Raw genomic sequence first — 23,553 nt, 5'->3', positions numbered from 1 at the left:
TTCTAGGAGGGCATTTTGAAGAATAACAAATACACTTTTCACACATTATTAGAGATTTTTCTCGTCTCATTTAAATTAGGACTTACTTCGTTTGGTGGCCCCGTCGCCCATCTAGGCTATTTCCACCACGAATATGTACAAAAAAGAAAATGGATGGATGAACGAATCTATGGAGATTTAGTAGCACTATGTCAATTCCTCCCTGGTCCTGCTAGCAGCCAAGTTGGTATGGGCGTTGGATTATTAAGAGGCGGGGTATTCGGAGCTATTATTTCATGGATTGGATTCACTTTACCGTCTGTGCTTGTTTTAGTTTTCTTCGCCTCATTCCTTAATCAGTTCGACCTTGGAAGTACTGGCTGGATTCATGGACTAAAACTTGTAGCAGTCGCTATTGTCGCTCATGCCATATGGGGAATGGCGCAAAAATTAACGCCAGACCGAAATCGTGCGACGATTGCAATTGCAACTGCCGCAATCGCCCTATTATGGCCAAGTAGCTGGACACAAGTCACTCTCATTATCATATCTGGCTTTATCGGCTGGCTTTTATATCGCAACCAACCAATTAGTCAATCTCAAAATATAAAAGTACCTATTTCAAAAAAGATAGCAGTTTCGTGTCTCGTCTTATTCTTCGGACTATTACTACTGCTACCAATTTTAAGACCGTTCTCTTATTACATCGCCTTATTCGATAGTTTCTATCGCTCTGGCGCACTTGTATTTGGAGGCGGACACGTCGTCCTCCCCCTTCTTGAAGGTGAGTTCGTACAAAACGGAATGATGACGAAAGAACAATTCCTAGCTGGATACGGATTAACACAAGCAATGCCAGGACCACTATTTACATTCGCCTCTTATATAGGAGCAGTGTTAAACGGAACGCTTGGAGCAATACTCGCAACAATTGCGATCTTTCTTCCTGCTTTCTTACTCGTTATTGGTGTTTTACCATTTTGGAACAGTGTGAGAAAAATATCTTTCATACAAGGCACACTACTTGGAGTCAATGCGGCTGTTGTTGGTATTTTAATTGCCGCTTTTTATGATCCTATTTGGACAAGCACAATTATGAACGCTGTAGATTTTGTCTTTGCGTCTCTTCTATTTTGCTTGCTCGCTTTTTGGAAAACACCACCTTGGGTTATCGTTATACTTGGAGCCTTTGGCGGATATATTCTATCCATTTTGTAAATAAAAAAAGACGGCATAATGTAGCCGTCTTTTTTCTATTAAAACTTTACAAGCTCTATTCCTTCAGGCAACTCACTCTCTGTTAAAATACGCAATTCTTTCACGCGATCCATTACGTAAGAAGAACGCTTTACAAGCTCTGGATCAATATACGCTGGATGAACCATAATTTCTACCGTTTGTTCACCTTGTACCCTTTCTTTTAACTTCACAAAATAATCTTCCGTCACACCATCCGCATAAAAATCACTATAAAACACGTCAGAAAATGGACGCACCGCTCGCTCTTCTTCACAACGACGAATTGGAACATTATATGTAGCAGCTAACCTTTCCAGAACATCGTGCAAAATCGGTAATCCGTGCACATGGTGATGACTATCTAAATGAGTTGGCGTTAATCCGTAAGATAAGAATTTCTCAATTTGAGCAATCCACTCTCTCTCAACTTCCTCTGGATTTACGTTCCCTTCCCATACGACGCTTTGTTTATGAAACAATCCATCGCTACTTACAAGTGATGGTACGTCCCCAAGAAGCGGCTTACCTGCTGTTAATACGAGATGTACGCCTACTCCTAATGTTTTATACTCTTTTGCTAAGCGTACCGCATGCTCTGTTCCTGGCATATTCATCATCATCGTCGTTGAATTTACAAGTCCATTTATATGTCCATCAATAATGCCGTAATTTGTACCTTCTGTAAGACCGAAATCATCTGCATTTACAATTAATTTAATCATCGTAATACCTCCTAATAGAATAAAAAAAGCGGGCTAAATAGCGCCGCTTTTATTTCTCTACCTTTTTGAAGAACTGCGGAAGATATTCTTTATGCGCTTCCAACATTTCATCTAAAATTTGTTTTGCCACTTTATCTGATGGTACAAGTGGATTAATTGTCATAGCAAGCAGCGCTTTATGATAATCCCCTGTAACAGCAGCTTCAATTGTTGTGCGCTCAAATGATTTAATTTGTTGTACTAAACCGCGAACTGGTACTGGAAGATCTCCAACTGCAATTGGTTTTGGACCTTCTTTCGTAATAATACAGTTCACTTCAACAGCCGAATCATGTGGCAAGCTTGCAATTGTTCCGTTGTTTCGTGTATTAACAGGCTGGATATCACCTTTATTATTATAAATAGACGTAATTAAGCTACATGCTGCGTCACTATAATAAGCGCCTCCACGTTTTTCTAATTGTGGTGGTTTAATATCTAAATTCGGGTCTTTATATAACTCGAATAAATCATCTTCTAATTGTTTTACTACTTCTGCACGTGTACCTTTTTCAACCGAAGCTTCTTTCTCTTCTTCTAGCATTTCACGTGTTTTGTAGTAGTAACGATGGTATGGACATGGAATTGCACGAAGGCCGCGAATAAAGTCTGGCTCCCAGTTAAGCGCAGCGATATTTTCCATCGTAATTTGCTTTTCTGGATCTGTTACAAGTTCTAACACACGATCCATTACACTTACGCCATCTAAGTATACGTCTAATCCATATACCATGTGATTTAAACCTGCAAAATCAACGTGAACACGACTTGCATCTACTTCAAGCAATTTTGCAAGACCCATGCGGATTCCGATTGGAACGTTACATAGACCAACTACTCTTTGAATATTTGTATAACGAAGAACAGCTTCTGTTACCATACCAGCTGGATTTGCAAAGTTAATTAACCATGCATTCGGACAAAGCTCCTCCATATCCTTACAAATATCTAAAATAACAGGAATCGTTCTCAATGCTTTGAATAAACCACCAGGACCATTCGTTTCCTGACCGATTACATCATATTTTAACGGGATTGCTTCATCTTTTGCGCGAGCTTCTAATAAACCTACGCGAAGCTGCGTCGTTACGAAGTCAGCATCTTTTAATGCTTCGCGACGATCAAGCGTTAAATGTACCTCAATTGGTAAACCAGATTTTTTTACCATACGTTTCGCTAAGTTACCAACGATTTCTAACTTTTCTTTTCCTGCCTCAATATCTACTAACCAAATTTCACGAACAGGAAGCTCATCATAACGTTTAATAAATCCTTCAATTAACTCTGGTGTATAACTAGATCCACCGCCGATTGTAGCAATTTTAATTCCAGTCATGCTTTATTCCCCTTTCGCTTCAAGCTTTTTATAAAGATCGATAAACTCTGCTGCTAATTCTTTTACTGTAATCGCATTCATTAAATGATCTTGTGCATGAATTAAAAGAACGCTAATCTCTGTTTTTTCTCCTCTTGCTTCTGATTGTATGAGCTCTGTCTGGAAATGATGCGCCTCATTAATCGCTTCTTTCGCCTTTACCATCGCTTCATCAGCTTCTGCCATTTTCCCCTGTTTGGCAAATTGAAGTGCCTCCATCGCAAAGCTTCGTGCATTACCACTATTTAAAATCAATTGGAATGGAATTTGTTCTGCTGTAGTCATCATAATTACCGCCCTCTCTATTATCGTTCAACCGACTTACATACCCCTTCAGTTTGAACATTTCTATTAAAATATTAATTTATGAATGATAGTTTGGTGTTCTTGTAGATGGGTCTCATCTTTTTGAACATGATATAAAGGTGATTGTCCTCACAGATAGTGTTATCTGTGAGAACAATTACTGTGTTACATAGGTACAGAGTTGTTATTTCCTTGTGCTGCTGCTTTTTCAGTACGAACAACAGAACGATCGCATAATACAACGAATGGATAATAGATTACCATCGCAATTACAAAGTTGAATAACTGTAGAATTGCGCCTGAAAGATGCCCACCTGTTACAAGATAACCACTAATAATTGGTGGTGTTGCCCATGGAATCATCGCAACTGTTTTTGGTACCCAACCAATAGATATAGCTGTATAAGAAGTAATTACCAATACAATTGGTGTTATGATAAACGGTAAGAATAAAACTGGATTTAAAATAATTGGCGTACCAAAGATTACTGGTTCGTTAATATTAAATGCACCTGGTCCAATTGATAAGCGAGATACACCGCGTAATTGTGCACTTTTTGCTACAAGTAATACAACTACTAAGAACGCTAATGTTGCACCAGAACCACCCAGATATACGAAAGTATCAAAGAATGGTTTTGTAACAATGTTTGGAACATCAAATGCAGATGTACCACCTTGGAATAACTTCATGTTTTTCTCTAATGCCGGTAAGTATAATGGCTCAATAATACCACCAACGATATTCGGACCATGTAAACCGAAGAACCAAAGAAGATGAACAAGGAGTACAATGACAATTGCACTTGGTAATGTCCCTGCTAAACTTTGCAGTGGTGATTGAATCGTATTAAAGATAAATTCATGAACACTTGTACCAGCTAATTTCACTGCTAATTGAATACCTGCAACTACTGTTAAAATAACAAATGCTGGAACTATAGCTGCAAAAGATCTTAAAACTGCTGGTGGTACTCCATCAGGCATTTTAAAAGTAATGTTTCTTTGTACGAAGAAACGGAATACTTCAGTAACAAGGAGTGCCACAATAATTGCTACGAATAACCCTTGTGCACCTGTCCAAACTAAGTTCAATCCGCCTTCTTTCGGTGTTGTTGGCGTAAGAATAATTAACGCACCAAATGAAATAATACCTGCTGACAAACCATCAACGCCGTAAGATTTTGCTAAGTTATAACTTGTTGTAAATGCTATGATCAGTGCTAGAATCGCAAAAGAACCAGTCCACATTCCACCGCCAACTTGTTTCCACGTTTCACCAAACAAACCTTTCATGAAATCTTGGAAAGCTTCAGATGGAAAACCATTAATTAGTGATGCCAGTGCACCAACTAAAATAAGTGGCATAACTGCAATAAATCCGTCACGGATCGCAGCTAAGTGACGTTGCGATCCGATTTTACCAGCGACAGGAACAATATATTTCTCCATAAATGCAATAAACTTTTGCATTTTACTTCCCCCCTAATTATTTTTTAAGTGTTAATGCATGATCTAAAACTGCTTCTCCATTCATCATGCCGTAGTGCATTGGATTGATAACGTCGATTCCAACGTTCCTCTCATCAGCAAGCGTTTTCATTGAAGAAAGCATGTAACGAACTTGTGGTCCTAATAATAATACGTCTGCTTGATCGATATTTGTTTTTACTGCATCCCCAGATACAGCCCAAATCTTTCCTTCTAAACCGCGAGCTTTTGCAGCCGCTTCCATTTTTGTAACTAGTAAACTTGTAGACATCCCTGCTGAGCAACATAATAAAATATTCATTTGAAAATCCCCCTTGTGTAGTATAAAAAATTTATATTTTATTTATTTTTCTTTACGCTATTTATTAATGCAATTAGCGTGCCAACTTTTTAAAACCACTAAATTCAGCACTTTTTCGACCATTTTCTTTGTGTGTTAACGCTTTCAATTAGTGTGTCGACCAAAAAACACACAGTGTGTTATAAAACAACACGCTTTTAACACATAACTGTATGAAAATAGATTAGTGTTTAGTTGTCTAGTTGTGTTTAAAACAAAAAACACTAAAAAAATTTTTTTAGCGTGAAAATCTATTAAAAAAACTCCTCTATCTATTGTCCAAGCAAACTCTACTAAATCACATAGAATAGAGTAAAGTAACACAATTCGAAAGGGGATTCCTATGCCAAAACATAGAAAACAAAGCAAAATAAAGATTTATAGAATAACAAGCTATAAAAAAGACAAACGTTCTGAATTAGACTCTAACAAATTTGAACTAGAACAGCAGGAAATAGAAAATAAGCAGGACAAGCACGGTAAACAAGGCAAACAGGACAAACAGGACAAGCAAGCACAAACGGAAAATGTAGTCATAGTACCCACGGATTCACACAACTTAGATATATGGGATGAAATTTCTTTAAAAGAAATACAAGCTGGTGAACATACAAGTTTATTGAATGAAAAAAGCAATTATCAAAATATTCATTTGCTACAAGTAAGCGATATCCGTTTATATTTGGACAAGCAATTACAATTTAGTTCCGTCGATGAACAAATTTATCATGAAGCTCTTGTGCATCCAATTATGTCAAAAGTAATTGATCCAAAACGTGTTCTCATATTAGGTGGTGGCGATGGTCTTGCCCTGCGAGAAGTTTTGAAATATGAAACTGTGCTACATGTAGACCTTGTTGATTTAGATGAGGCAATGATTAATATGGCAAGTAATGTTCCAGAAATAGTATCTTTAAACAACAATTCATTTTTGGATAGTCGCGTGAATGTGCACGTATGTGATGCGAAAGAATTTCTAAATTCTCCTTCATCCTTATACGATGTAATTATTATTGATTTTCCTGATCCAGCAACAGAAATTTTAAGTACTTTATATACAAGCGAACTTTTTGCTCGGATAGCTACATTCTTAACAGAAGATGGTGCATTCGTCTGCCAATCTAATTCACCTGCTGATGCACCTCTTGTATATTGGAGTATCGGTAATACAATTGAACATGCGGGATTAACTGTGAAAAGTTATCATACAATCGTTCCTTCTTTCGGAACTGACTGGGGATTTCATATTGCCGCTAATTCTGCCTATGTACTCGATCAAATTGAGCAATTATATGTAGTGCCAACACCTCGAACATTACCTTCTCTTCTTTCTCCTTTATTTCAATTTAGAGAAGAACATTTAGAACAACGTAATCTCGCTCTTTTAAACTCAGAATCGAATCTTGTCCTACATCAATGTTACAAACAGGAAATGGAATTTTAACAACATTATAGTAAGGAGCGTTACCTTATGGAATATTCTACTTTCGGTAAGCATATAATAGTAGATTTATGGGGAGTGGATTTTTCCCTATTAGATGATATTTACTTTTTAGAACATCATTTAGTTCACGCTGCTGATCAATCTGGTGCCCACGTTTTAAACGTAAGTACAAAAGAATTTGATCCGCATGGTGTTACTGTTTTAGTTTTACTATCAGAAAGCCACCTCTCTATTCACACTTATCCCGAAAAAAACTTTGCAGCTATCGACTGTTATACGTGCGGTACAACCGTTGAACCGCAAATAGCGATTGATTATATCGTAAGTATATTAAAACCAAATGAGATGCATATGAAAAAACTGATTCGTGGTATAGGAGAAATTGTTACTGTCGATTAAATATCACTCTTACTCATTTGTAAAAAGGAGGATTGTAAATACCATCAGTGGAACACATATTCCACTGATGGTCCAGACACATACATAAAGTGAAACTTTAATTAGTGGGGGTGTTCATCTCCCACTAATTATTAGTTGAACCAATCAGACCTTTACGGACAGTTAAGCTCCCTCCTAACCTCCTTGCTCCAGCCACATTTTGAAGTGAGAGTTTTACTGCCCGTTAATGCGGGATAAAAAAACCTTGCATACGCAAGGTTCATTCAGTCACTGACATCTTCCTATATAATTCTACAAATTCACTCGCTAATTCCTTCACCGTAATTGCATTCATTAAATGATCTTGCGCATGCACCATCAGAAGGGTGACTTCGGTCTTTTCACCACCAGCTTCTTTCTGGATGAGGTCCGTTTGTACACGGTGCGCCTCTTTTAATTCTTCTAACGCTTCTTGTAATTTCGCTTCTGCTTCTGTAAATTCTCCACGCTTTGCACAATCAATTGCTTCCATTGAACAACTTCTCGCATTTCCCCCATGCAAAATCAAATGAAAAGCTTTCGTCTCTATCGTATCCATTTTAGTTCTTTACTCCCCCTTTTCTTCCGCCACTTTTTGTTTATCCCATATTTTTAAGAACGGTAAATAAATGAAGAATGCAAGCGCAAAGTTAACAAGTTGTAAAACAACACCTGAAATTTTCCCGCCCGATCCTAAATATCCACTAAATAGAATTGGTGTCGTCCAAGGAACAGCAGCACCGCTCGGACGAGCAACTAATCCCCATTCCATTGCAAAGTAAGAAACAATTGTTAACACAACCGGAACTAATATAAATGGAATTAATAAAATTGGGTTCATGACAATCGGCATACCAAAAGTTACCATCTCATTAATATTAAATATACCAGGTGCAATTGACAATCTTCCTAAACTTTTTAATTGCTGACTTCGTGCAAACAATAACATTCCGACAACTAAAGCAAGTGTTGCACCAGAACCACCCATATAAATCCATAAATCAAAAAACTGTGCGGTAATCGTATTTGGTACATCTTGCCCCGCTTGGAAAGCAATCCGGTTCTGATCCATTAACGACAACCAAACAGGGCTCATTACACCACCAACAATAGTAGCACCATGAATTCCACATGACCAAAGAACATGAACGAGAATAACAGCTATTATTGCGCCCCAAAGACTAGCACCAAGTACACTAAGTGGTTCCTGCAAAATTTGCCCTACAATATTATGGATACTGCCAAAAGAAGTATTTTCTATAATTAAGCGTAAAATCCAAATAACCGTTACAACAATAAATCCTGGAACAAGTGCCGCAAATGAGCGCGTCACAGCTGGTGGAACTGTCTCTGGCATCTTTATAATTATCTTTTTTTGTACAATAAACCGATAAAGTTCAGTAGATATAAGTGCAATAATCATTGCTACAAACAACCCTTGGCTTCCCATTAATGCAGCTGGGATAGCACCTTCTACAAGTACACTCTCTTTTGTACTTGGTATAATATATGCAACTTGAAATGGCGTCGCAAGTAAAAACGTCACAAGGGACAATGCTCCGGATGCTAAAGCATCCACTTTATAATATTCCCCAAGCCTGTAAGCGATTCCAAAAACAGCTATTAAAGCCATTATATTAAAAGTCGCGCTAACTGGATACCCTAAAGCCCTCTGCCAATTCTCCCCAAACAAACCTGCCATAAAATCATTATAACCTGGTATTGGTAATGCACTAATAATAAGGAAAAATGATCCAATGATTAAAAAAGGCATCGTTAAAATAATTCCATCTCGAATTGCTTGCAAGTGCCTTTGTTCTGCAACCTTCCCTGCTACCGGCATTACATATTTCTCTAAAAACCGTATCATCTATCCCACTCTCCTCATGGTTTCATTGACAAAGCTGCTTGCAAGATAGCTTCCCCATTACAAAGTCCGTAATGAACGGATTGAATGACATCAACAGGTACCCCTTTCTCCTTACATAATTCCTTCATTTTCGGTAATAAATAACGTACTTGTGGCCCAAGTAAAAGTACATCGGCTTTATCAATATGGCTATTTACTTCAGAACCTGATACAGCCCAAATCTTTACCTCTATTCCTCTTGCCTCTGCTGCTTTCTCCATTTTAGTAACAATCAAACTGGAAGACATTCCCGCTGCACAGCAAAGCAAAATATTCATCTCGCTTCCCTCCCCCTTCTTCTCAACCTAAATGATGGCACATCCCTTACCACAACTAGGTTACAAATATATATGTCTAGATTTCCTGCTGTATGCCGAGCTTAAAAACAAAAATTTCTCGGTTTTCACGCTATTCCATCTATCCGTATTCTCCTAGTAAAGAGGGCTTTAACTCGCTATAATAATTCAGTATGATTTTTTTAATTGATAGGAGGATATATTTATGAAGGCATATCGCTTTCCACTTATTTTATTATCTTCTATCCTAATTGGTGGTTTCATTGGTTATTTCATGGGTGCCGATGCAGTTGCTTTAAAGCCGCTTGGTGACATTTTCTTAAACTTAATGTTTACGATTGTTGTACCGTTAGTGTTCTTTAGCATCGCGTCATCCATTGCTAATATGGATGGATTAAAACGTTTCGGTAAAATTATGTCTAGTATGGCTGGGACTTTCTTATTTACAAGTATTTTAGCTGCTATTTTTATGATTATTGTCGTGAAAGTATTCCCGCCAGCACAAGGTGTTGTATTAGAACTAACCCAACCTGACAAAGCTGAAAAAGCAGTTAGTGTTGCAGATCAAATCGTCGGTATTCTAACAGTATCTGACTTCTCGAAGTTACTATCTCGTGAAAATATGTTAGCTCTTATTTTCTTCTCTATTTTAATGGGGATTGCAACTTCAGCAGTTGGTGAAAAAGGAAAACCATTCGCTACATTCTTACAAGCTGGTGCAGAAATTTCAATGAAAGTCGTATCTTTCATTATGTACTACGCTCCAATCGGACTTGCTGCTTACTTCGCAGCATTAGTTGGTGAATTCGGACCACAGCTTCTTGGAACTTACTTCCGAGCAGCAATGGTATACTATCCAGCGTCTCTTATTTACTTCTTTGTATTCTTTACGTTCTATGCATACCTTGCAGGTCGCAAGCAAGGTGTACAAGTATTTTGGAAGAACATGGTCTCTCCTACAGTTACATCTCTTGCAACTTGTAGTAGTGCCGCAAGTATTCCAGCGAACTTAGAAGCAACGAAGAAAATGGGTATCTCTTCTGACGTTCGTGAAACAGTTGTCCTTCTTGGATCTACACTTCATAAAGACGGCTCTGTTTTAGGCGGCGTATTAAAAATTGCTTTCTTATTCGGTATTTTCAACATGGAATTCGAAGGACCGAAAACATTAGCAATCGCACTTGTTGTTTCTCTATTAGTAGGAACAGTAATGGGCGCTATTCCAGGCGGCGGTATGATTGGTGAAATGTTAATCGTTTCTTTATATGGCTTCCCGCCAGAAGCATTGCCAATTATCGCAGCAATCAGTACAATCATTGATCCTCCTGCAACGATGTTAAACGTAACAGCAGATAACGCTTGTGCCGTAATGACAGCTCGCCTTGTAGAAGGTAAGAACTGGATCAAAAACAAATTTGCTTAATAGATAGAAAGAGGATGCTCGTTTTGAGCATCCTCTTTTTGTCGTTATTTGTTGATAAGTCGATATCCCTTGTCGAAACGTCGATATATTGAAAAAATCGTTGATATATTTGAAGTTATGAACGATATATCCGAAAAATCGTCGATATAATCCATTCCGCCACAAATTTGTTAAAATCTTCACAGATATTCCACATCCATTATCCATTCTCCGTACTATAATCATGTATGGAAAAGGAGTTGGACATGATGACACAAAGCGCACCAGAATTTAAAGTTTTGCAAAGCATTGCATTCCTTGCTGTCGTTTTGCAAAGTTCCTTATTATATACAATGAATCAAGGAAATGTCTTACTTGAGCAATCCCTCATTATGGGCATGCTATTTAACCTTGCAAAATTTTCAGCACCTGCATTCATATTTATCGTCGGCTTCCACTTAATTCGTCACTATACAAAGCAATTAGTATACAAAGAATATATTTCTGAAAAAGCCGCACATTTACTCATTCCTTATCTCTTCTGGTCTATTCTTTACTTATTAACAACAAACGATATGATCACATTACAAGGCGGAATAAAAAGTTTATTACTCGGAACAGCCGCACCCCATCTTTGGTATGTGATTATGATGTTTCAAATTCACCTACTGTTCCCTTTGCTGTGCACACTATTTTATTGGTTTCAAAAACGAACAGAAAATAAAAAAGACATATATAAATATATGACCGTCTTTGCTTGCCTATATTTCCTCTTAATGTGGTATTCTTCGCACTACATTTTTAATGGAGAGAAATTGACTAGCTCAACCATTTTACATTATACAGACCGTTCCTTCTTCTTCTACTCATTCTATTTCGTCATGGGAGGAATCGCTGCTGTCGCACTAAAAGCGTGGCGTACATTTGTCATAAAACATATTCCGCTTATTACAATCTTATTTTTTATCTTATTTTTATTCATCAATTATGAGTTATTTAGTTTTTACGGAGCAAACTCTATTCATTTAACCGTTTCGACTTATTTAAAGCCATCTATGTTTTTATATATCGTATGCGAAATTATCATACTTTACGTGCTATCTATTACAATCGTACAACGACGCGGTTTCTTATATAAAGCTTTACGATTTATCGGGAATTACACGTATGGTGCTTATTTAGCTCACTTTTTCTTCTTGCAACTATGTACAAAGTTTCTTTCTTTATTCATACTGCAAGAAAACACAATATTGTATAGCTTATTATTATTTACAATAACAGCCATAATCTCGATTTCAACAATGGTCATATGCAGTACACTACCATTTCATACATGGATTACAGGACCTTCTCCTAGGGCAAATATGAAATGGGCTAAGATTGCACTTCGGAAAAATCACGAAAAGGTATTCAAACCATATCTTTGATATAATAAAGTGAAACTTTAATCAGTGAAGGGGTTCTTCATCCCCCACTGATTATTAGCCTTCACCAATCGGGCATTTACGGGCAGTTGATTCTCCACCTAACTTCTTTTCTTTTGCTGAATGTTGAGGTAGGGGTCTTACTGCCCGTTAATGCGGGATAGAATTCCATACAAGAAAAGAAAGTAGGATACACCTATGATTAATCAAATTGGACAAATTATGTTATATGTAAATAATCAAGATGAAGCCATGCAATTTTGGACTGAGACAGTAGGATTCCAAATTATTGCGGAAGAAAATAACGGACAAGGTTTTCGCTGGATTGAAATTGCACCGTCAAAAGAAGCAGGAACAAGCATCGTCCTTCACGATAAAGAGTTAATTGCAAAGATGCAACCTGAATTAAACTTAGGTACTCCTTCACTTATGTTCTTCTCTAACAACTTAGATCAACTATATAAAGATCTTTCTGAGAAAAACGTTACTGTTGGACAAGTTGTAGATTTACCTACTGGCAGAGCTTTTAACTTTGCTGATAATGAAAACAATTACTTTGCGGTAATGGAACGCAAATAATATTCCAAAAAATGGTTCTCCTTTCATACATATACATTGAAAGGAGAACCATTTTATATTTTCTCTATAGTTTTACGCTTCTTTCTTCTATATAAAGCAATTAGAAATGCACCTACAATGATAGCACCTGCTCCTATCATTCGTTTATCTACTCCAACAACTTCCTTAATCTTTTCTTTTTCCTTTTCGTCATACGGAACACGGTGTCCTCGAACGAGCAACCTATGCGTGTTTACACCATATGGTGTACATGTAATTAGTGTCACATAATCCTGATTTTCAGCTACTGTTAAATCATCCGTTTCTTCTGGTAGCACTACTTTAATTTGATCTACTTTATATGCTAATACTTTATCTAAAGAATGAATATAAAAAATATCCTCCTCTTTTAATTTATCCAAATCTGTAAATAATACAGCAGATGGTAACCCCCTATGTCCAGTCAAAATAGAATGCGTTCCTTCTCCGCCAACTGGCAAAGAGGAATTCTCTATATGACCTACCCCTCTACTTAAAACATCCTCAGACGTTCCATGATATATAGGAAGCTTCACATTAATTTTAGGAATTTCTACATAGCCCATTACTTCTCCTACATTCAACATATCTACGTAAGAACTGGAATTTCCACTCTTATCGGAACGAAATGGATCTGTAACGGTCTGTCTCTCCTGTTGTAGTTTCTCATTGTACTCTTTCGCTTCTTTTTCTTTACGTTTAATTTCTTCCCTTTGCAGCTCTTTCACCTTTTTGTCATATGTACTTACTTCAGAATAATGCGCTCTTGTCGCTAACCAATTACTCACCGTCGGGTATAAAAAAATACTAAGTCCTACTAAAAAGATGCATCCAAAAATAATATTACGTTTCATAATATACCCCTTTATTATGCATATGTAGTTCCATTTATCTCGCTATTTATCGGGCAGTAAATAACGAAAAGAGGAAGATGTTCTTTCTCCCTCTTTTCTCCCTATACTCGTACGCTTATTAAGCTTTTCTTCTTAAGAACATAAACGCTGCGCCCATTAATACAAGGCCAACTACTGTGAAGAGAATTGTCCCAATTCCACCTGTTGCAGGAAGGATCCAGCCACTCTTATTATTTTCTACAGTTAATTTCACCGTTTGGTTATCCTTATCAATCTTAACTTTAATTGGCTCTCTTAATTTTTGATAAGATTTCACTTCACCTTTATCCGTATACTTCGGTGCTTCAATTTCAACGATTTCGTATTCACCGTAAGGAATGTTGTTCCAATTAATCATCCCATCTTTATCAGATACGCCGACAACGTCAACACCTTTTACTTTTACAACTTTACCATCTTTTCGTAATTCAAATTTCGCACTTTCTAAAGCATCTTTAGTTGCACCGTCAATTTTTTTCAATGAAATTTTGCCATCAGTTACGATAACCTTTACAGGAGGTGTTGTTGTTTCATCGTCTGGTGGTGTTACTTTATCACCAGTTTCATAATCGATTTTTGCTATATTTTCTATTACTGTTCCACCGTTAATATCTCCATTTACTTTCGCCTTGATTTGCAAATGTAGTTCTTTTTTACCTTCTAAAGCTTTAAAATTCTCTACAGTAACCGTCACTAATTGACCTGCAGCAGTCTTTTCACCTAGTGTTACTTTTACAACATCAGAAGATACTTTTTCACCATCAATTGTAACAACTGGTGTACCGATAATTGTTAATCTTGGATCTACATTATCTGTTATTACGTATTTCTTATACAGATGAATATCACCTGGTAGTTTCGTTTTAATGTCGTATGTGAATTCTTCATCTACGTTAATTGGTAAACCATTTAAATTACCGTTAATCTTCTTATCAATTGTTGGTTTTTTATAGTTTATAATTTTATCTAGTTTTATAATTTCCCCATAACCTGCTTGACCGTCTTTAGGGAATGCACCTGATTTTTCAACTTTAAATTCATATTTTTTAGGATCTAAAACATATCCTTCTAGTGCTTTTGACTCTTTGAAATAATATTCTCCATACAATAAACCGTCAACGCGGATTTTCCCATCCTTATCTGTCTTTAGATCCTTTAATTCTTTTCCTGCTTTATCTACTACTACTTTATCAGTCCCTTTATGATATAGCGTGAACTCTACATCTTTTAATGGTTTTCCTGCATCGTCTACTTTCGTTAATTCTACTGCTCCACGCTTGATTTCATTTTTCGGGTAAATATGAACATCATAGTTTAACTTTTTACCTTCTTTATCAGTCATTGGAATTTCAATTGTATATGGGTCCGTATTTAAATTAACGTTTGCTGGACCACTAACTTCTTTCACTAAGTAACGACCGATTGGAAGATTACCAAATTTCACAGTACCATCTTTACCTGTTTTATCTTTAATCGGTATTGCATTTTTAACTTCCTTTTCACCTTCTTTTACAATCTCTCCATCTTTTGTAATTACCTCAAAAGATGCAATTTGTATAACCTCATACTCTACTCCTTCTATCGGTGTTGCCCCTTCAGGAACTTTCTGACCAGGTTCACCAGTTCCTGCTTCACCTTGTTGTCCATCTTTTTCATGCGCATACTTATGAATTGTTAAAGATCCTGTTTTCGGAACCTCATTTGCTGCAAATGCACTTGGCAGCGTTGAAAGTATTAATATAAATGCTAAAACCATACTAAATACCTTTTTCATACTCGTATTGCCCCCTTTATATTTTATAAATTACTGTCCCCTTTTCGGAAATAGAGAAATAGCGTTAACACAATGAGTAATGTGCTAAATAAGTAAATGAGATTTGTTCCAAACCCTCCTGTATTCGGAATGACCCATTCACTCTTGTTGTTCTCTACTTTCAACTTTTGCAAAGGTGATGTAAGTTCTACATGAATTGATTCCTTCAAGATCATGTAACCTGTCGGTGCTTTTATTTCTTTAATTTCATATTTACCGAATACGAGCGGTTCAGAAATTGCTTTTCCACTTTCATCGGTTACTAATTTTCCGACTACATTTCCATCTTTATCGATAATTTGAAACTCTGCATTTTTCAGTTTCAACGTATGATCCTTTGCATCTACTTTTTCAATTTCAATCTTCCCTGACGGAGGAGGTTCCACTGCTATTTCTACTGATGGTTTTTGTGGAGAAATATTATCTCCTTTTACCGTACCTACGTTCAGTATTTTTTTATCTTCATAACCATCTTTTATCTTCACTTGAAATACGATTGTATGCCATTCTGTATCTTGAATGTCTCCGAGTTTCCCTATTACTTTTCCAGCCTTATAATGACCAATGTCAGTATCTTCGGCATCCGTTACTATATTGCCATCCACCCGAATTGATCCTGGTACATATTCCACACCTTCTGGCAATTCGTCTTCTACTAAAGAATTTTTTATGATGCTATCTTTGACTGTATTACGAACCTTAATCGTATATTCAATCGTATCTTTTACTTCATACTTCTTACCTTGTTGTAAGTTCTTTACTTCTTTCACTGATTCTACTTTCGGATTCTTATAATCTACTTTTACTAGTTTTTCAGGTTCCTGCGGTGTAATGTTCTCTCCCGTTACCTTCGCTTTATTTACTATTTCTTTCCCTGCTTGATTCGTTTTCACTTTTACTTGGAACACTACTGTATGCCACTCTGTATCTCGAATATCTCCAAACTTTCCGGTTATTTTTCCATCTTTATAATGGCCACTATCTCCATCTTCAGCATCTGTGACAACCTTCCCATCTATTCGAATCGTCCCCGGCACATATTCCACACCTTCTGGTAATGGATCCTCAATAATAGCATTCTTTATCATGCTACTCGCTACGTTATTACGCATTTTCACTGTATATTCAATCGTATCTCCGACTTCATATATGCTCTTACCTTGCTGTAAGTTCTTCGCTTCTTTTTCCGTTTCTAACTTTGGATCTTTCGGTTCTATTACAATAGATTTCTCTGGTTCTTGCGGTGCAATATTCTCACCTGTTATTTTTCCTATGTTACGAATCGTCTTATCTAACTGATCCGATTTTACTTTCGCTTGGAAGGTGACCGTATGCCATCCTGTATCTGTAATATCACCTAAATTCCCAATCACTTTACCTATCGTAAAGTGGCCGCTATCTTGATCTACAGCGTCCGTCACCGCTTTTCCATCTACCTTAATGGTCCCTGGTACATAATCTACCCCGTTTGGTAATGAATCTTCTATTACAACCTTTTTCGCAATGCTATTCTCAATTTTGTTACGCATTTTAACTGTGTATTCAATTGTATCTCCGACCTCGTACCTACTCTTACCTTGTACATTTTTCACTTCTTTAACCGACTCTATTTCAGGGTTTCTTGCAATAACCTCGTTTACAACTTCATTGGAATTTGTATATTCTTTTGAGCCTTTCAACAAGTTGCTATAATCTATTCTTGCCTTATTCGTAACTTGCTTTCCAATATAACTTGGTAAAGCCCTTACTTTAAATTGAACTGTAATTCCATTTGGATCCTCTTCTGTATTTTGTACGTCGCCTAATTTAACAGTGACTTTTTTATCTTTATAAAAGCCTGCATCATTATCTTCTGCATCTGTTATAGCTTTTTCGGTTCCATCGGCTTTTACTTGTATAGAACCAGGCACATATTCTGTTCCATCTGGAATCATGTCAGTGAACATTGCTTCACCGGCAACATCTCCGCCGTGATTTTTAACGTTCACCGTATACGTCAACTCATCTCCTGCATACACTTTTCCTTCTGGACTTACAGATTTCGTTGCCGTAACACAAGGTTCTGTTCCAAGGAAAATATCATCTAGGAAATTTCCTACTGATAGAGCGTTTCCGTATGTTTTTACAGCCTCAAAACCGAATCGAGTTAACGTTTGACCTGCTGGAACTGTATAAGTACCGCTATAGCGGCCCCATGCTTTATTATCATCTTCCATCGTTTGAATAGTAGGTAAGGAAGTAATATTCGCACTTGCTGATCCGATACGAACTCGCATCGTATCTTTCCCATCTCTTCCCCTATGAGCTAATCGCCAATAAATCGTTTGTCCTGGAGTCGTTTTCACATCTTGATATAACATGCCAGGTTCCCTTGCATTTAGTTCGGCAAATTGCTCTCCTTCTGCTGGAAGTGGTGACGCCATCGGTATTCTATCTCTCGTTCTCCAAATTTCTATTACTTTATAACGATCTGTCGTTCTCCAGCCTTCTACATTATCTTGATTAATAAAGAAGTCTTTCGTTACCCTTGGCTTTTCAAATCCACCATTTTTAAGGATAACTCTATTTTGCTGAACACACGTGTTATCTACTAAACTTGCTGGTGCAATATCTTTTATCCAGGAAGACGTCCCAATCCGTTCCTCTCCAACCTCTACAGGAATATCCTTTGCTACATTCTGCTCATAAGGTGGACCTGGATCAAAATCTTTCAAAGCTTCTGGATTTGGCTGCTCTTTTACAGAACCTACCTCTGTACCTTTCGATTGTTCTGTTACAGAATCTGTCTCCGCATGCATCGTCATGTTGTCAATAAAACTGATAGGTATATCCGCGAACACTAATAAAAGCATCAACAGTACTAAAAAGGATTTTTGTCCTCTTAGCTTCTTTTTTCGCCTCCATATGTTCATATACGATATCCCACTCCTCCCCAGACTTCTTGACTTATTACTACGGCATTTGCATTGTACTTTCCATTTCGAAAAGGAAAATGAATTTACATCATTAAGAGTGAGTATCGGTAATTTCCAAAGGAACGCTTCATCCTTATATGTATAAGAAAATTTACTGAATGATCATCCAGTAAAAAGTCCAAACAACCCAACATATAAACTATGTATGTCTCCTTTTCCTACATTAAAAACATTTGGATACCTTTCCTATCATGTAAAACAATGCCAATATTTAAATTGTACGTTCATTATATTTATTTCAAAAAAACTTTTCCATAATATTCTAACAATTGGCATACTCCAATTTTAGAATATTCAAAATACTTAAAGCGTACATATATAGAAAAACAAATTAATTAATCTCACCATACATCTCTTCTCTTATATAGGAACTGATGTATAAAAAAATAAAACAATGTGCTTTTTGCTACAAGAAAAGTAAAAAGAAGCCATCCAAAAAAAATCGGATAACTTCTTTTTATTTTAAGAAACTTTTTCTACATTCGTTTCCCTATGTTGTATATGGCTCGTAATCCAAGCAATTCCACCAGCAACAACGAGATAGCATAACAATATTAAAATTTGCATTTGTAATTGCGACCAATCTCCTAAAGAAATCACATCTTGCAATCCTCTAAGAGAATGGGACATTGGGAGAAATTGTCCAATCTTGCTAAGAACAGCTATATTTAATTCTCCTGGGAAAGTCCCACCGCTCGTCGCTAATTGCAAGACGAGAAGCGTTACCGCTAAAAACTTTCCAACAAGACCAAATACCGTTACTAACATAAGAATAAACGTCATGAACGTAAAAGAAATAACGATACTTGATAAAACAAAGAGTGGCACACTTGCAACTTCTAATTTCATAACTCCTAGCACAACCACATCCACAAGTAGTGCTTGAATAAGTCCAATTACATATACTAACCCTAATTTATTAATAAAATGTACCGTTCCGCTTACTTTCATATTTTGTCTACGGCCAAGCGGTAAAATATTTGATGCCATAATTCCGCCAACATAAAATGCAAGCGATAAGAAATATGGTGCAATACCTGAACCGTAATTAGGCACGTCAGAAACTGTTGACTTCACTAATTGAACTGGCTCTGAGAACATCGTATTGCGTGCATCATCATTGCGAACATCCGCTATCTTCTCTGCGCCCTCTCCCAATTTCGTAGAAAGTTCTTTCGCACCATCGTCAAGTTTAACAAGTCCGTTCGTTAACTGATCAGCACCATGATTCAGCTCTGTTCCCCCGCTCGCAAGTTGATTTACACCTTCTTGTAATGATGTAAATCCAGTTCCCCATTTCGTAAATCCATCAGCTAAATTCGCCGCACCATCTGCTATCTTTTTCGTTCCAACAGTAGCCTCATTTAACTTAACTCCGAATGTATTCATACCTTCTTCCATCTTATGTTGACCATCCGCAAGCTTCTTTGCACCTTGAGTCAATTGTTGCTGGCTATTATTTAAGCTGTTTGTTGCTTTAGCTAATCCATTAGAAGTAGCAACGATTTTTTGAAAAGCAGGGTCTTGCTGCACTTCTGGATGACTTTTCACGTACTCTTCTAATTGCTGTTTTACACTATTTGCTGCATTGTCCGCTTTCACTTGCCCTTCAGCAAGTTTCTCACTTCCGTTCACCCATTCATTTGTACCAGCACTTAATTCACTAACCCCTGATTGTAAAGTTTTTTCACCTTGTGCTAGTAACTCCATACCGGTATGAAGTGAGGTTGCTCCTTGACTGAGCTCATTGGCTCCGCCAGTTAGAGCTGATTGGCTAGAAGCAAGTTTTTCACTTCCCTCTTTCACTTTTGATGTCCCGTCACTTAAACGATGAATACCATCTGCAAGCTGATTTGCCCCATTTTTTGCATCTGTCGTTCCTTCATGTAACTTTCCAGCACCATCACTTGCATCACGCAACCCTTGTGCTAAGTCTTGAAACTTTGAAAAGACACCTTCTGTATAAGATTTCGTAATACTATTTGAAATTTTTGTTTTCATATTTTCAACAGCTGTCGTTCCAATTTGCGCTGCTACAAAGTTTTTACCCGGATTTACTTTGTACTGCAATTGTGCTGGTTCTGGTTTCTCATTCATAAGTGTACTTACCTTTTTAGAGAAATCGGCTGGAATCGTAACAACCATATAGTACTTATCTTCTTTTAGCCCTTCCTCAGCATTTTTTTCTGATACAAAATGAAAAGCCAGTTCCTTATTCTCTTTTAAATTTTTTACAAAATCGTCTCCTGCATGAATTGTTTTCTCATCCATTGCAGCACCTTTATCTAAATTTACAATCGCAACAGGTAATTTATCTAATTTTCCGTATGGATCCCAATATCCAGCTAAAAAGAACCCTGAATAAATTAAAGGAACGATTAACAAAAAAATTAAAGCGATACGCCCATGTTTATGGTGCCACATCGCTTTCCAATCTTTAAATACAAGTTGAATTCCTTTCATGAAACATACTCCTTCTCCGAATTTCACACCATTAGAATGGTTTAACAGATTTACTATACACGTCCATTTCCATACTGTATAATACATCTTTAATTATCAATCCATTCCTTTTGGTCTATAGAAAGGAGAATCAAAATGGAACTTCTTCAACTAAAATACTTTCAAACAGTTGCACGATTAGAGCATATGACAAAAGCCGCTGAAGAATTGCATATCGCACAGCCTTCGCTCAGCAAAACAATTGCTAGATTAGAAAAGGACTTAGGCGTTCCGTTATTTGACCGCCAAGGTCGACAAATTACATTAAACTCTTTCGGGAAAGTATTTTTAAAACGAGTAGAGCGCATTTTTCATGAATTAAGTGAAGGCGAACGAGAAATTAAAGATTTAGCTGACTTACAACAAAGCTCTATTACGTTGGCTGTTTCTATTCCAAGAATATTACCCGAGCTAATTGGTTCTTTTTTACTAGAACATCCTAACGTTCGATTCCAACAATTTCTCGCATCTACTCCTTCTATGAAACGACAACTAGATAATATAGAAATTGACTTTTGCATTTCTTCTGTGCCAATTGAAGGCGAAGAGATTATTTGGGAACCACTTATTACAGAAGAAATTTTCTTAGTCGTCCCTTCAGGGCACCGTTTATCAGAACGTGAAAGTGTATATTTGCATGAAGTAAAAGACGAACCGTTCATTAGTATGAACACTGGTTACGGATTTCGGCACTTAACAGATGAATTTTGTAAAGAAGCTGGCTTCACTCCACATATTGCTTTTGAAGTAGATGAACCAACCGTGATTAGCGACCTGATTAAGCAAGGCCTCGGCATCGCCTTTGTCCCAAGTTTAACTTTATTAAAAAACTCTACTTTAGCATTAAATAAGTTACGTATTATTGAACCAAATTGTGAGCGAACGATTGGGTTAAGCTGGTCAAAAAAACGTTACTTATCGAAAACTGCTCAGAAATTCCGTAAATTCGTAATTAATTACTTCTCCAATATTAGGACTTAAAATGATATCAAACAATAAAAGATGCCATCCCCATAGGGTGGCACCTTTTATTTTTCACTCTTCTCTAATTCTATTTCAGCTAAAAGCGGCAAAACATTATCAAAAATATGCGTATTGTTATTTTCACCTGTTACATATCCACCGTAATATCTACTAAATACGTTGTCATTTCGGAATGTGGCCATATGATCATATAATTCCTTTGCGAACTTTGTATCACCTGTTTGTAGTACGTACAAAATCGTTAATCCGTAAGCGGCTGGCGATTCATAATTCACAGTTTGTTTTCCCGTTTCTAAATTGTAACGACCGTATAGCTTTCCATCCTCCTGGAATTTCTTCTTTATAAATTCCAAATAAGCATCTGATGAAAGACCACCTAAACTACGATGATATGCAACGTATGATTGGTCAATAAGATTCACTTCTTTGTCGTACGTAAATGTACCATCTGCTTTATACTCTTTCGGGAATGCCCATCCATGCCTTGGATAATCCGCTAAAAATTGAACGACTTCCTCATATTGCTGAGCAGAAACTTTTCCATACTTTTTCATATAGGAGAATGCGCGCGGATTTATATATGACGTTGTTGCAAAATCATTTTGTTTCCTTGCATCTGCATCATAATAATCAACATAATAATTACCTTTCATATTATAACGAATTACAGCATCACTCAATTGATCTGCCAAGTTTTTATAGCGCTCTTCCTTGTACATTTCATAAGCGCGATATAACTGTTCTATAATACGAAGATCATCAATAAGTGCATTTGTAGCTGACTGCATTTCTCCCTTTTCAGAGATTTTCCATAAAACAATTTGGTTCTTATGTACAAAGTTATTTTGAATAACTTTAACTTGTTCATCGAATAACGCTTGATCGTCTTTATCGAGTGTATATTGCAGCCATAGCCCTGCTGATTCCGATAAAGCTTCACGGCCTTTCGCTTCACCGGTACCTGCTTTTGTATCTTCTAAACGATATGTAGCAAGCGTCCCATTTTCATTCACCATATGTCTTAAAATAAAATGTTCCGTACGGTTTCCTTGCAAAGCTGACCAAAATACAATTCCACCTAAAGCGATTAAGAGAACAACCCCAACCCCTATATATAAACGTTTCCGCAATCCTTTCACCTCCCTATTAAGGCTATCCTTAATTTTACCAGAACATACGTAAATGTAAAAAAGACAATCTATTAGATTGTCTCCCGTTCCTTTATCCCTCACAAGCTTCTTTAGAAGGTCTATATAGCGATTCTACGAGTCGATCATACTCACTACGCGTAATCTCTTTATTATACAGCTTCAATAATAAATCTCTATGCTCTTTTGAAAATGCCATCTTTTTAATGACTTCAGGATACATAAAACATCCTCTCCATTTCACATAAACTTCTTCAC

General features: G+C 36.9%; 21 protein-coding genes. 7 read left to right on the top strand and 14 right to left on the bottom strand.

The genetic code is table 11. From position 1 onward, the window contains the following. Positions 1 to 15: 15 nt before the first annotated feature. Positions 16 to 1,197: a chromate transporter gene (locus QCI73_RS01540; RefSeq protein ID WP_061529283.1), complete on the top strand. Its 1,182-nt coding sequence runs from the start codon at positions 16 to 18 to the stop codon at positions 1,195 to 1,197. Between the two features lie 38 nt (positions 1,198 to 1,235). On the opposite strand, the gene chbG is transcribed toward QCI73_RS01540, so the two are convergent. The 5 genes from chbG to QCI73_RS01515 all read right to left on the bottom strand — a co-directional run bounded on the left by chbG (position 1,236) and on the right by QCI73_RS01515 (position 5,452). Then, on the bottom strand, positions 1,236 to 1,940 hold the full coding sequence (gene chbG / locus QCI73_RS01535) for a chitin disaccharide deacetylase (RefSeq protein WP_353822403.1): 705 nt from the start codon (positions 1,938 to 1,940) through the stop codon (positions 1,236 to 1,238). Positions 1,941 to 1,989: 49 nt separating this feature from the next. Beyond that, complete coding sequence (gene celF / locus QCI73_RS01530; protein WP_000145749.1) at positions 1,990 to 3,315, bottom strand: 6-phospho-beta-glucosidase; 1,326 nt, start codon at positions 3,313 to 3,315, stop codon at positions 1,990 to 1,992. 3 nt (positions 3,316 to 3,318) lie between these two features. Next, on the bottom strand, positions 3,319 to 3,642 hold the full coding sequence (locus QCI73_RS01525) for a PTS lactose/cellobiose transporter subunit IIA (protein ID WP_000989050.1): 324 nt from the start codon (positions 3,640 to 3,642) through the stop codon (positions 3,319 to 3,321). Between the two features lie 183 nt (positions 3,643 to 3,825). Further along, on the bottom strand, positions 3,826 to 5,133 hold the full coding sequence (gene celB / locus QCI73_RS01520; protein ID WP_001168828.1) for a PTS cellobiose transporter subunit IIC: 1,308 nt from the start codon (positions 5,131 to 5,133) through the stop codon (positions 3,826 to 3,828). Between the two features lie 16 nt (positions 5,134 to 5,149). Beyond that, positions 5,150 to 5,452, bottom strand: a complete 303-nt coding sequence (locus QCI73_RS01515) for a PTS sugar transporter subunit IIB (RefSeq protein WP_001023569.1) — start codon at positions 5,450 to 5,452, stop codon at positions 5,150 to 5,152. Between the two features lie 382 nt (positions 5,453 to 5,834). Between QCI73_RS01515 and QCI73_RS01510 the strand changes: the two genes are divergently transcribed. Both QCI73_RS01510 and speD read left to right on the top strand, forming a co-directional pair. After that, on the top strand, positions 5,835 to 6,935 hold the full coding sequence (locus QCI73_RS01510; protein ID WP_353822402.1) for a polyamine aminopropyltransferase: 1,101 nt from the start codon (positions 5,835 to 5,837) through the stop codon (positions 6,933 to 6,935). A 27-nt stretch (positions 6,936 to 6,962) separates the two neighbouring features. Continuing rightward, the gene (speD, locus tag QCI73_RS01505) at positions 6,963 to 7,334 is read left to right on the top strand and encodes an adenosylmethionine decarboxylase (RefSeq protein WP_353822401.1); all 372 of its coding nucleotides are present in this window, start codon (positions 6,963 to 6,965) and stop codon (positions 7,332 to 7,334) included. A 259-nt stretch (positions 7,335 to 7,593) separates the two neighbouring features. Here the strand turns inward: speD and QCI73_RS01500 are convergent, their stop codons facing one another. Genes QCI73_RS01500 through QCI73_RS01490 form a run of 3 tightly spaced genes read right to left on the bottom strand, consistent with a single transcriptional unit; the run spans position 7,594 to position 9,539 of the window. Beyond that, complete coding sequence (locus QCI73_RS01500; protein WP_000379638.1) at positions 7,594 to 7,911, bottom strand: PTS sugar transporter subunit IIA; 318 nt, start codon at positions 7,909 to 7,911, stop codon at positions 7,594 to 7,596. A gap of 9 nt (positions 7,912 to 7,920) precedes the next feature. Further along, entirely contained in the window at positions 7,921 to 9,222 is a 1,302-nt protein-coding gene (gene celB / locus QCI73_RS01495) for a PTS cellobiose transporter subunit IIC (protein ID WP_257811457.1), read from the bottom strand. A gap of 14 nt (positions 9,223 to 9,236) precedes the next feature. After that, on the bottom strand, positions 9,237 to 9,539 hold the full coding sequence (locus QCI73_RS01490) for a PTS sugar transporter subunit IIB (RefSeq protein WP_001023546.1): 303 nt from the start codon (positions 9,537 to 9,539) through the stop codon (positions 9,237 to 9,239). 223 nt (positions 9,540 to 9,762) lie between these two features. Here QCI73_RS01490 and QCI73_RS01485 point away from each other — a divergent pair, with 223 nt between their 5' ends. From QCI73_RS01485 to QCI73_RS01475, 3 genes are all read left to right on the top strand, one after another. Next, a complete protein-coding gene (locus tag QCI73_RS01485; RefSeq protein ID WP_000649370.1) occupies positions 9,763 to 10,980 on the top strand; it encodes a dicarboxylate/amino acid:cation symporter in 1,218 nt (405 codons plus the stop codon). A 248-nt stretch (positions 10,981 to 11,228) separates the two neighbouring features. Further along, positions 11,229 to 12,386, top strand: coding sequence for an acyltransferase (locus QCI73_RS01480; protein ID WP_070807186.1), 1,158 nt, complete (start codon positions 11,229 to 11,231; stop codon positions 12,384 to 12,386). Between the two features lie 195 nt (positions 12,387 to 12,581). Further along, entirely contained in the window at positions 12,582 to 12,962 is a 381-nt protein-coding gene (locus tag QCI73_RS01475; protein WP_000609839.1) for a VOC family protein, read from the top strand. Positions 12,963 to 13,015: 53 nt separating this feature from the next. Here QCI73_RS01475 and QCI73_RS01470 read toward each other — a convergent pair whose 3' ends face one another. From QCI73_RS01470 to QCI73_RS01455, 4 genes are all read right to left on the bottom strand, one after another. Further along, complete coding sequence (locus QCI73_RS01470) at positions 13,016 to 13,834, bottom strand: class C sortase (RefSeq protein WP_000827780.1); 819 nt, start codon at positions 13,832 to 13,834, stop codon at positions 13,016 to 13,018. 118 nt (positions 13,835 to 13,952) lie between these two features. Further along, entirely contained in the window at positions 13,953 to 15,647 is a 1,695-nt protein-coding gene (locus QCI73_RS01465; protein ID WP_353822400.1) for a SpaA isopeptide-forming pilin-related protein, read from the bottom strand. 23 nt (positions 15,648 to 15,670) lie between these two features. Continuing rightward, the gene (locus tag QCI73_RS01460) at positions 15,671 to 18,598 is read right to left on the bottom strand and encodes an isopeptide-forming domain-containing fimbrial protein (protein WP_353822398.1); all 2,928 of its coding nucleotides are present in this window, start codon (positions 18,596 to 18,598) and stop codon (positions 15,671 to 15,673) included. A 525-nt stretch (positions 18,599 to 19,123) separates the two neighbouring features. Beyond that, positions 19,124 to 21,124: a YhgE/Pip domain-containing protein gene (locus tag QCI73_RS01455; protein WP_353822397.1), complete on the bottom strand. Its 2,001-nt coding sequence runs from the start codon at positions 21,122 to 21,124 to the stop codon at positions 19,124 to 19,126. A 135-nt stretch (positions 21,125 to 21,259) separates the two neighbouring features. Here QCI73_RS01455 and QCI73_RS01450 point away from each other — a divergent pair, with 135 nt between their 5' ends. After that, positions 21,260 to 22,144 (top strand): LysR family transcriptional regulator, encoded by an 885-nt coding sequence (locus QCI73_RS01450; protein ID WP_353822396.1) that lies wholly within the window; start codon positions 21,260 to 21,262, stop codon positions 22,142 to 22,144. A gap of 47 nt (positions 22,145 to 22,191) precedes the next feature. On the opposite strand, the gene QCI73_RS01445 is transcribed toward QCI73_RS01450, so the two are convergent. Together QCI73_RS01445 and QCI73_RS01440 are read right to left on the bottom strand one after the other, a co-directional pair. Beyond that, a complete protein-coding gene (locus tag QCI73_RS01445) occupies positions 22,192 to 23,277 on the bottom strand; it encodes a transcriptional regulator (RefSeq protein WP_353822395.1) in 1,086 nt (361 codons plus the stop codon). A 91-nt stretch (positions 23,278 to 23,368) separates the two neighbouring features. Next, a complete protein-coding gene (locus tag QCI73_RS01440; RefSeq protein WP_000283184.1) occupies positions 23,369 to 23,518 on the bottom strand; it encodes a hypothetical protein in 150 nt (49 codons plus the stop codon). Positions 23,519 to 23,553 lie beyond the last annotated feature (35 nt).

The organism is Bacillus cereus group sp. MG16 (genome assembly GCF_040459875.1).
Classification (GTDB): Bacteria; Bacillota; Bacilli; order Bacillales; family Bacillaceae_G; genus Bacillus_A; species Bacillus_A paranthracis.
The sequence above is the reverse complement of the archived record's forward strand: the minus strand, read 5'-3'. Positions and strand labels throughout refer to the sequence as shown.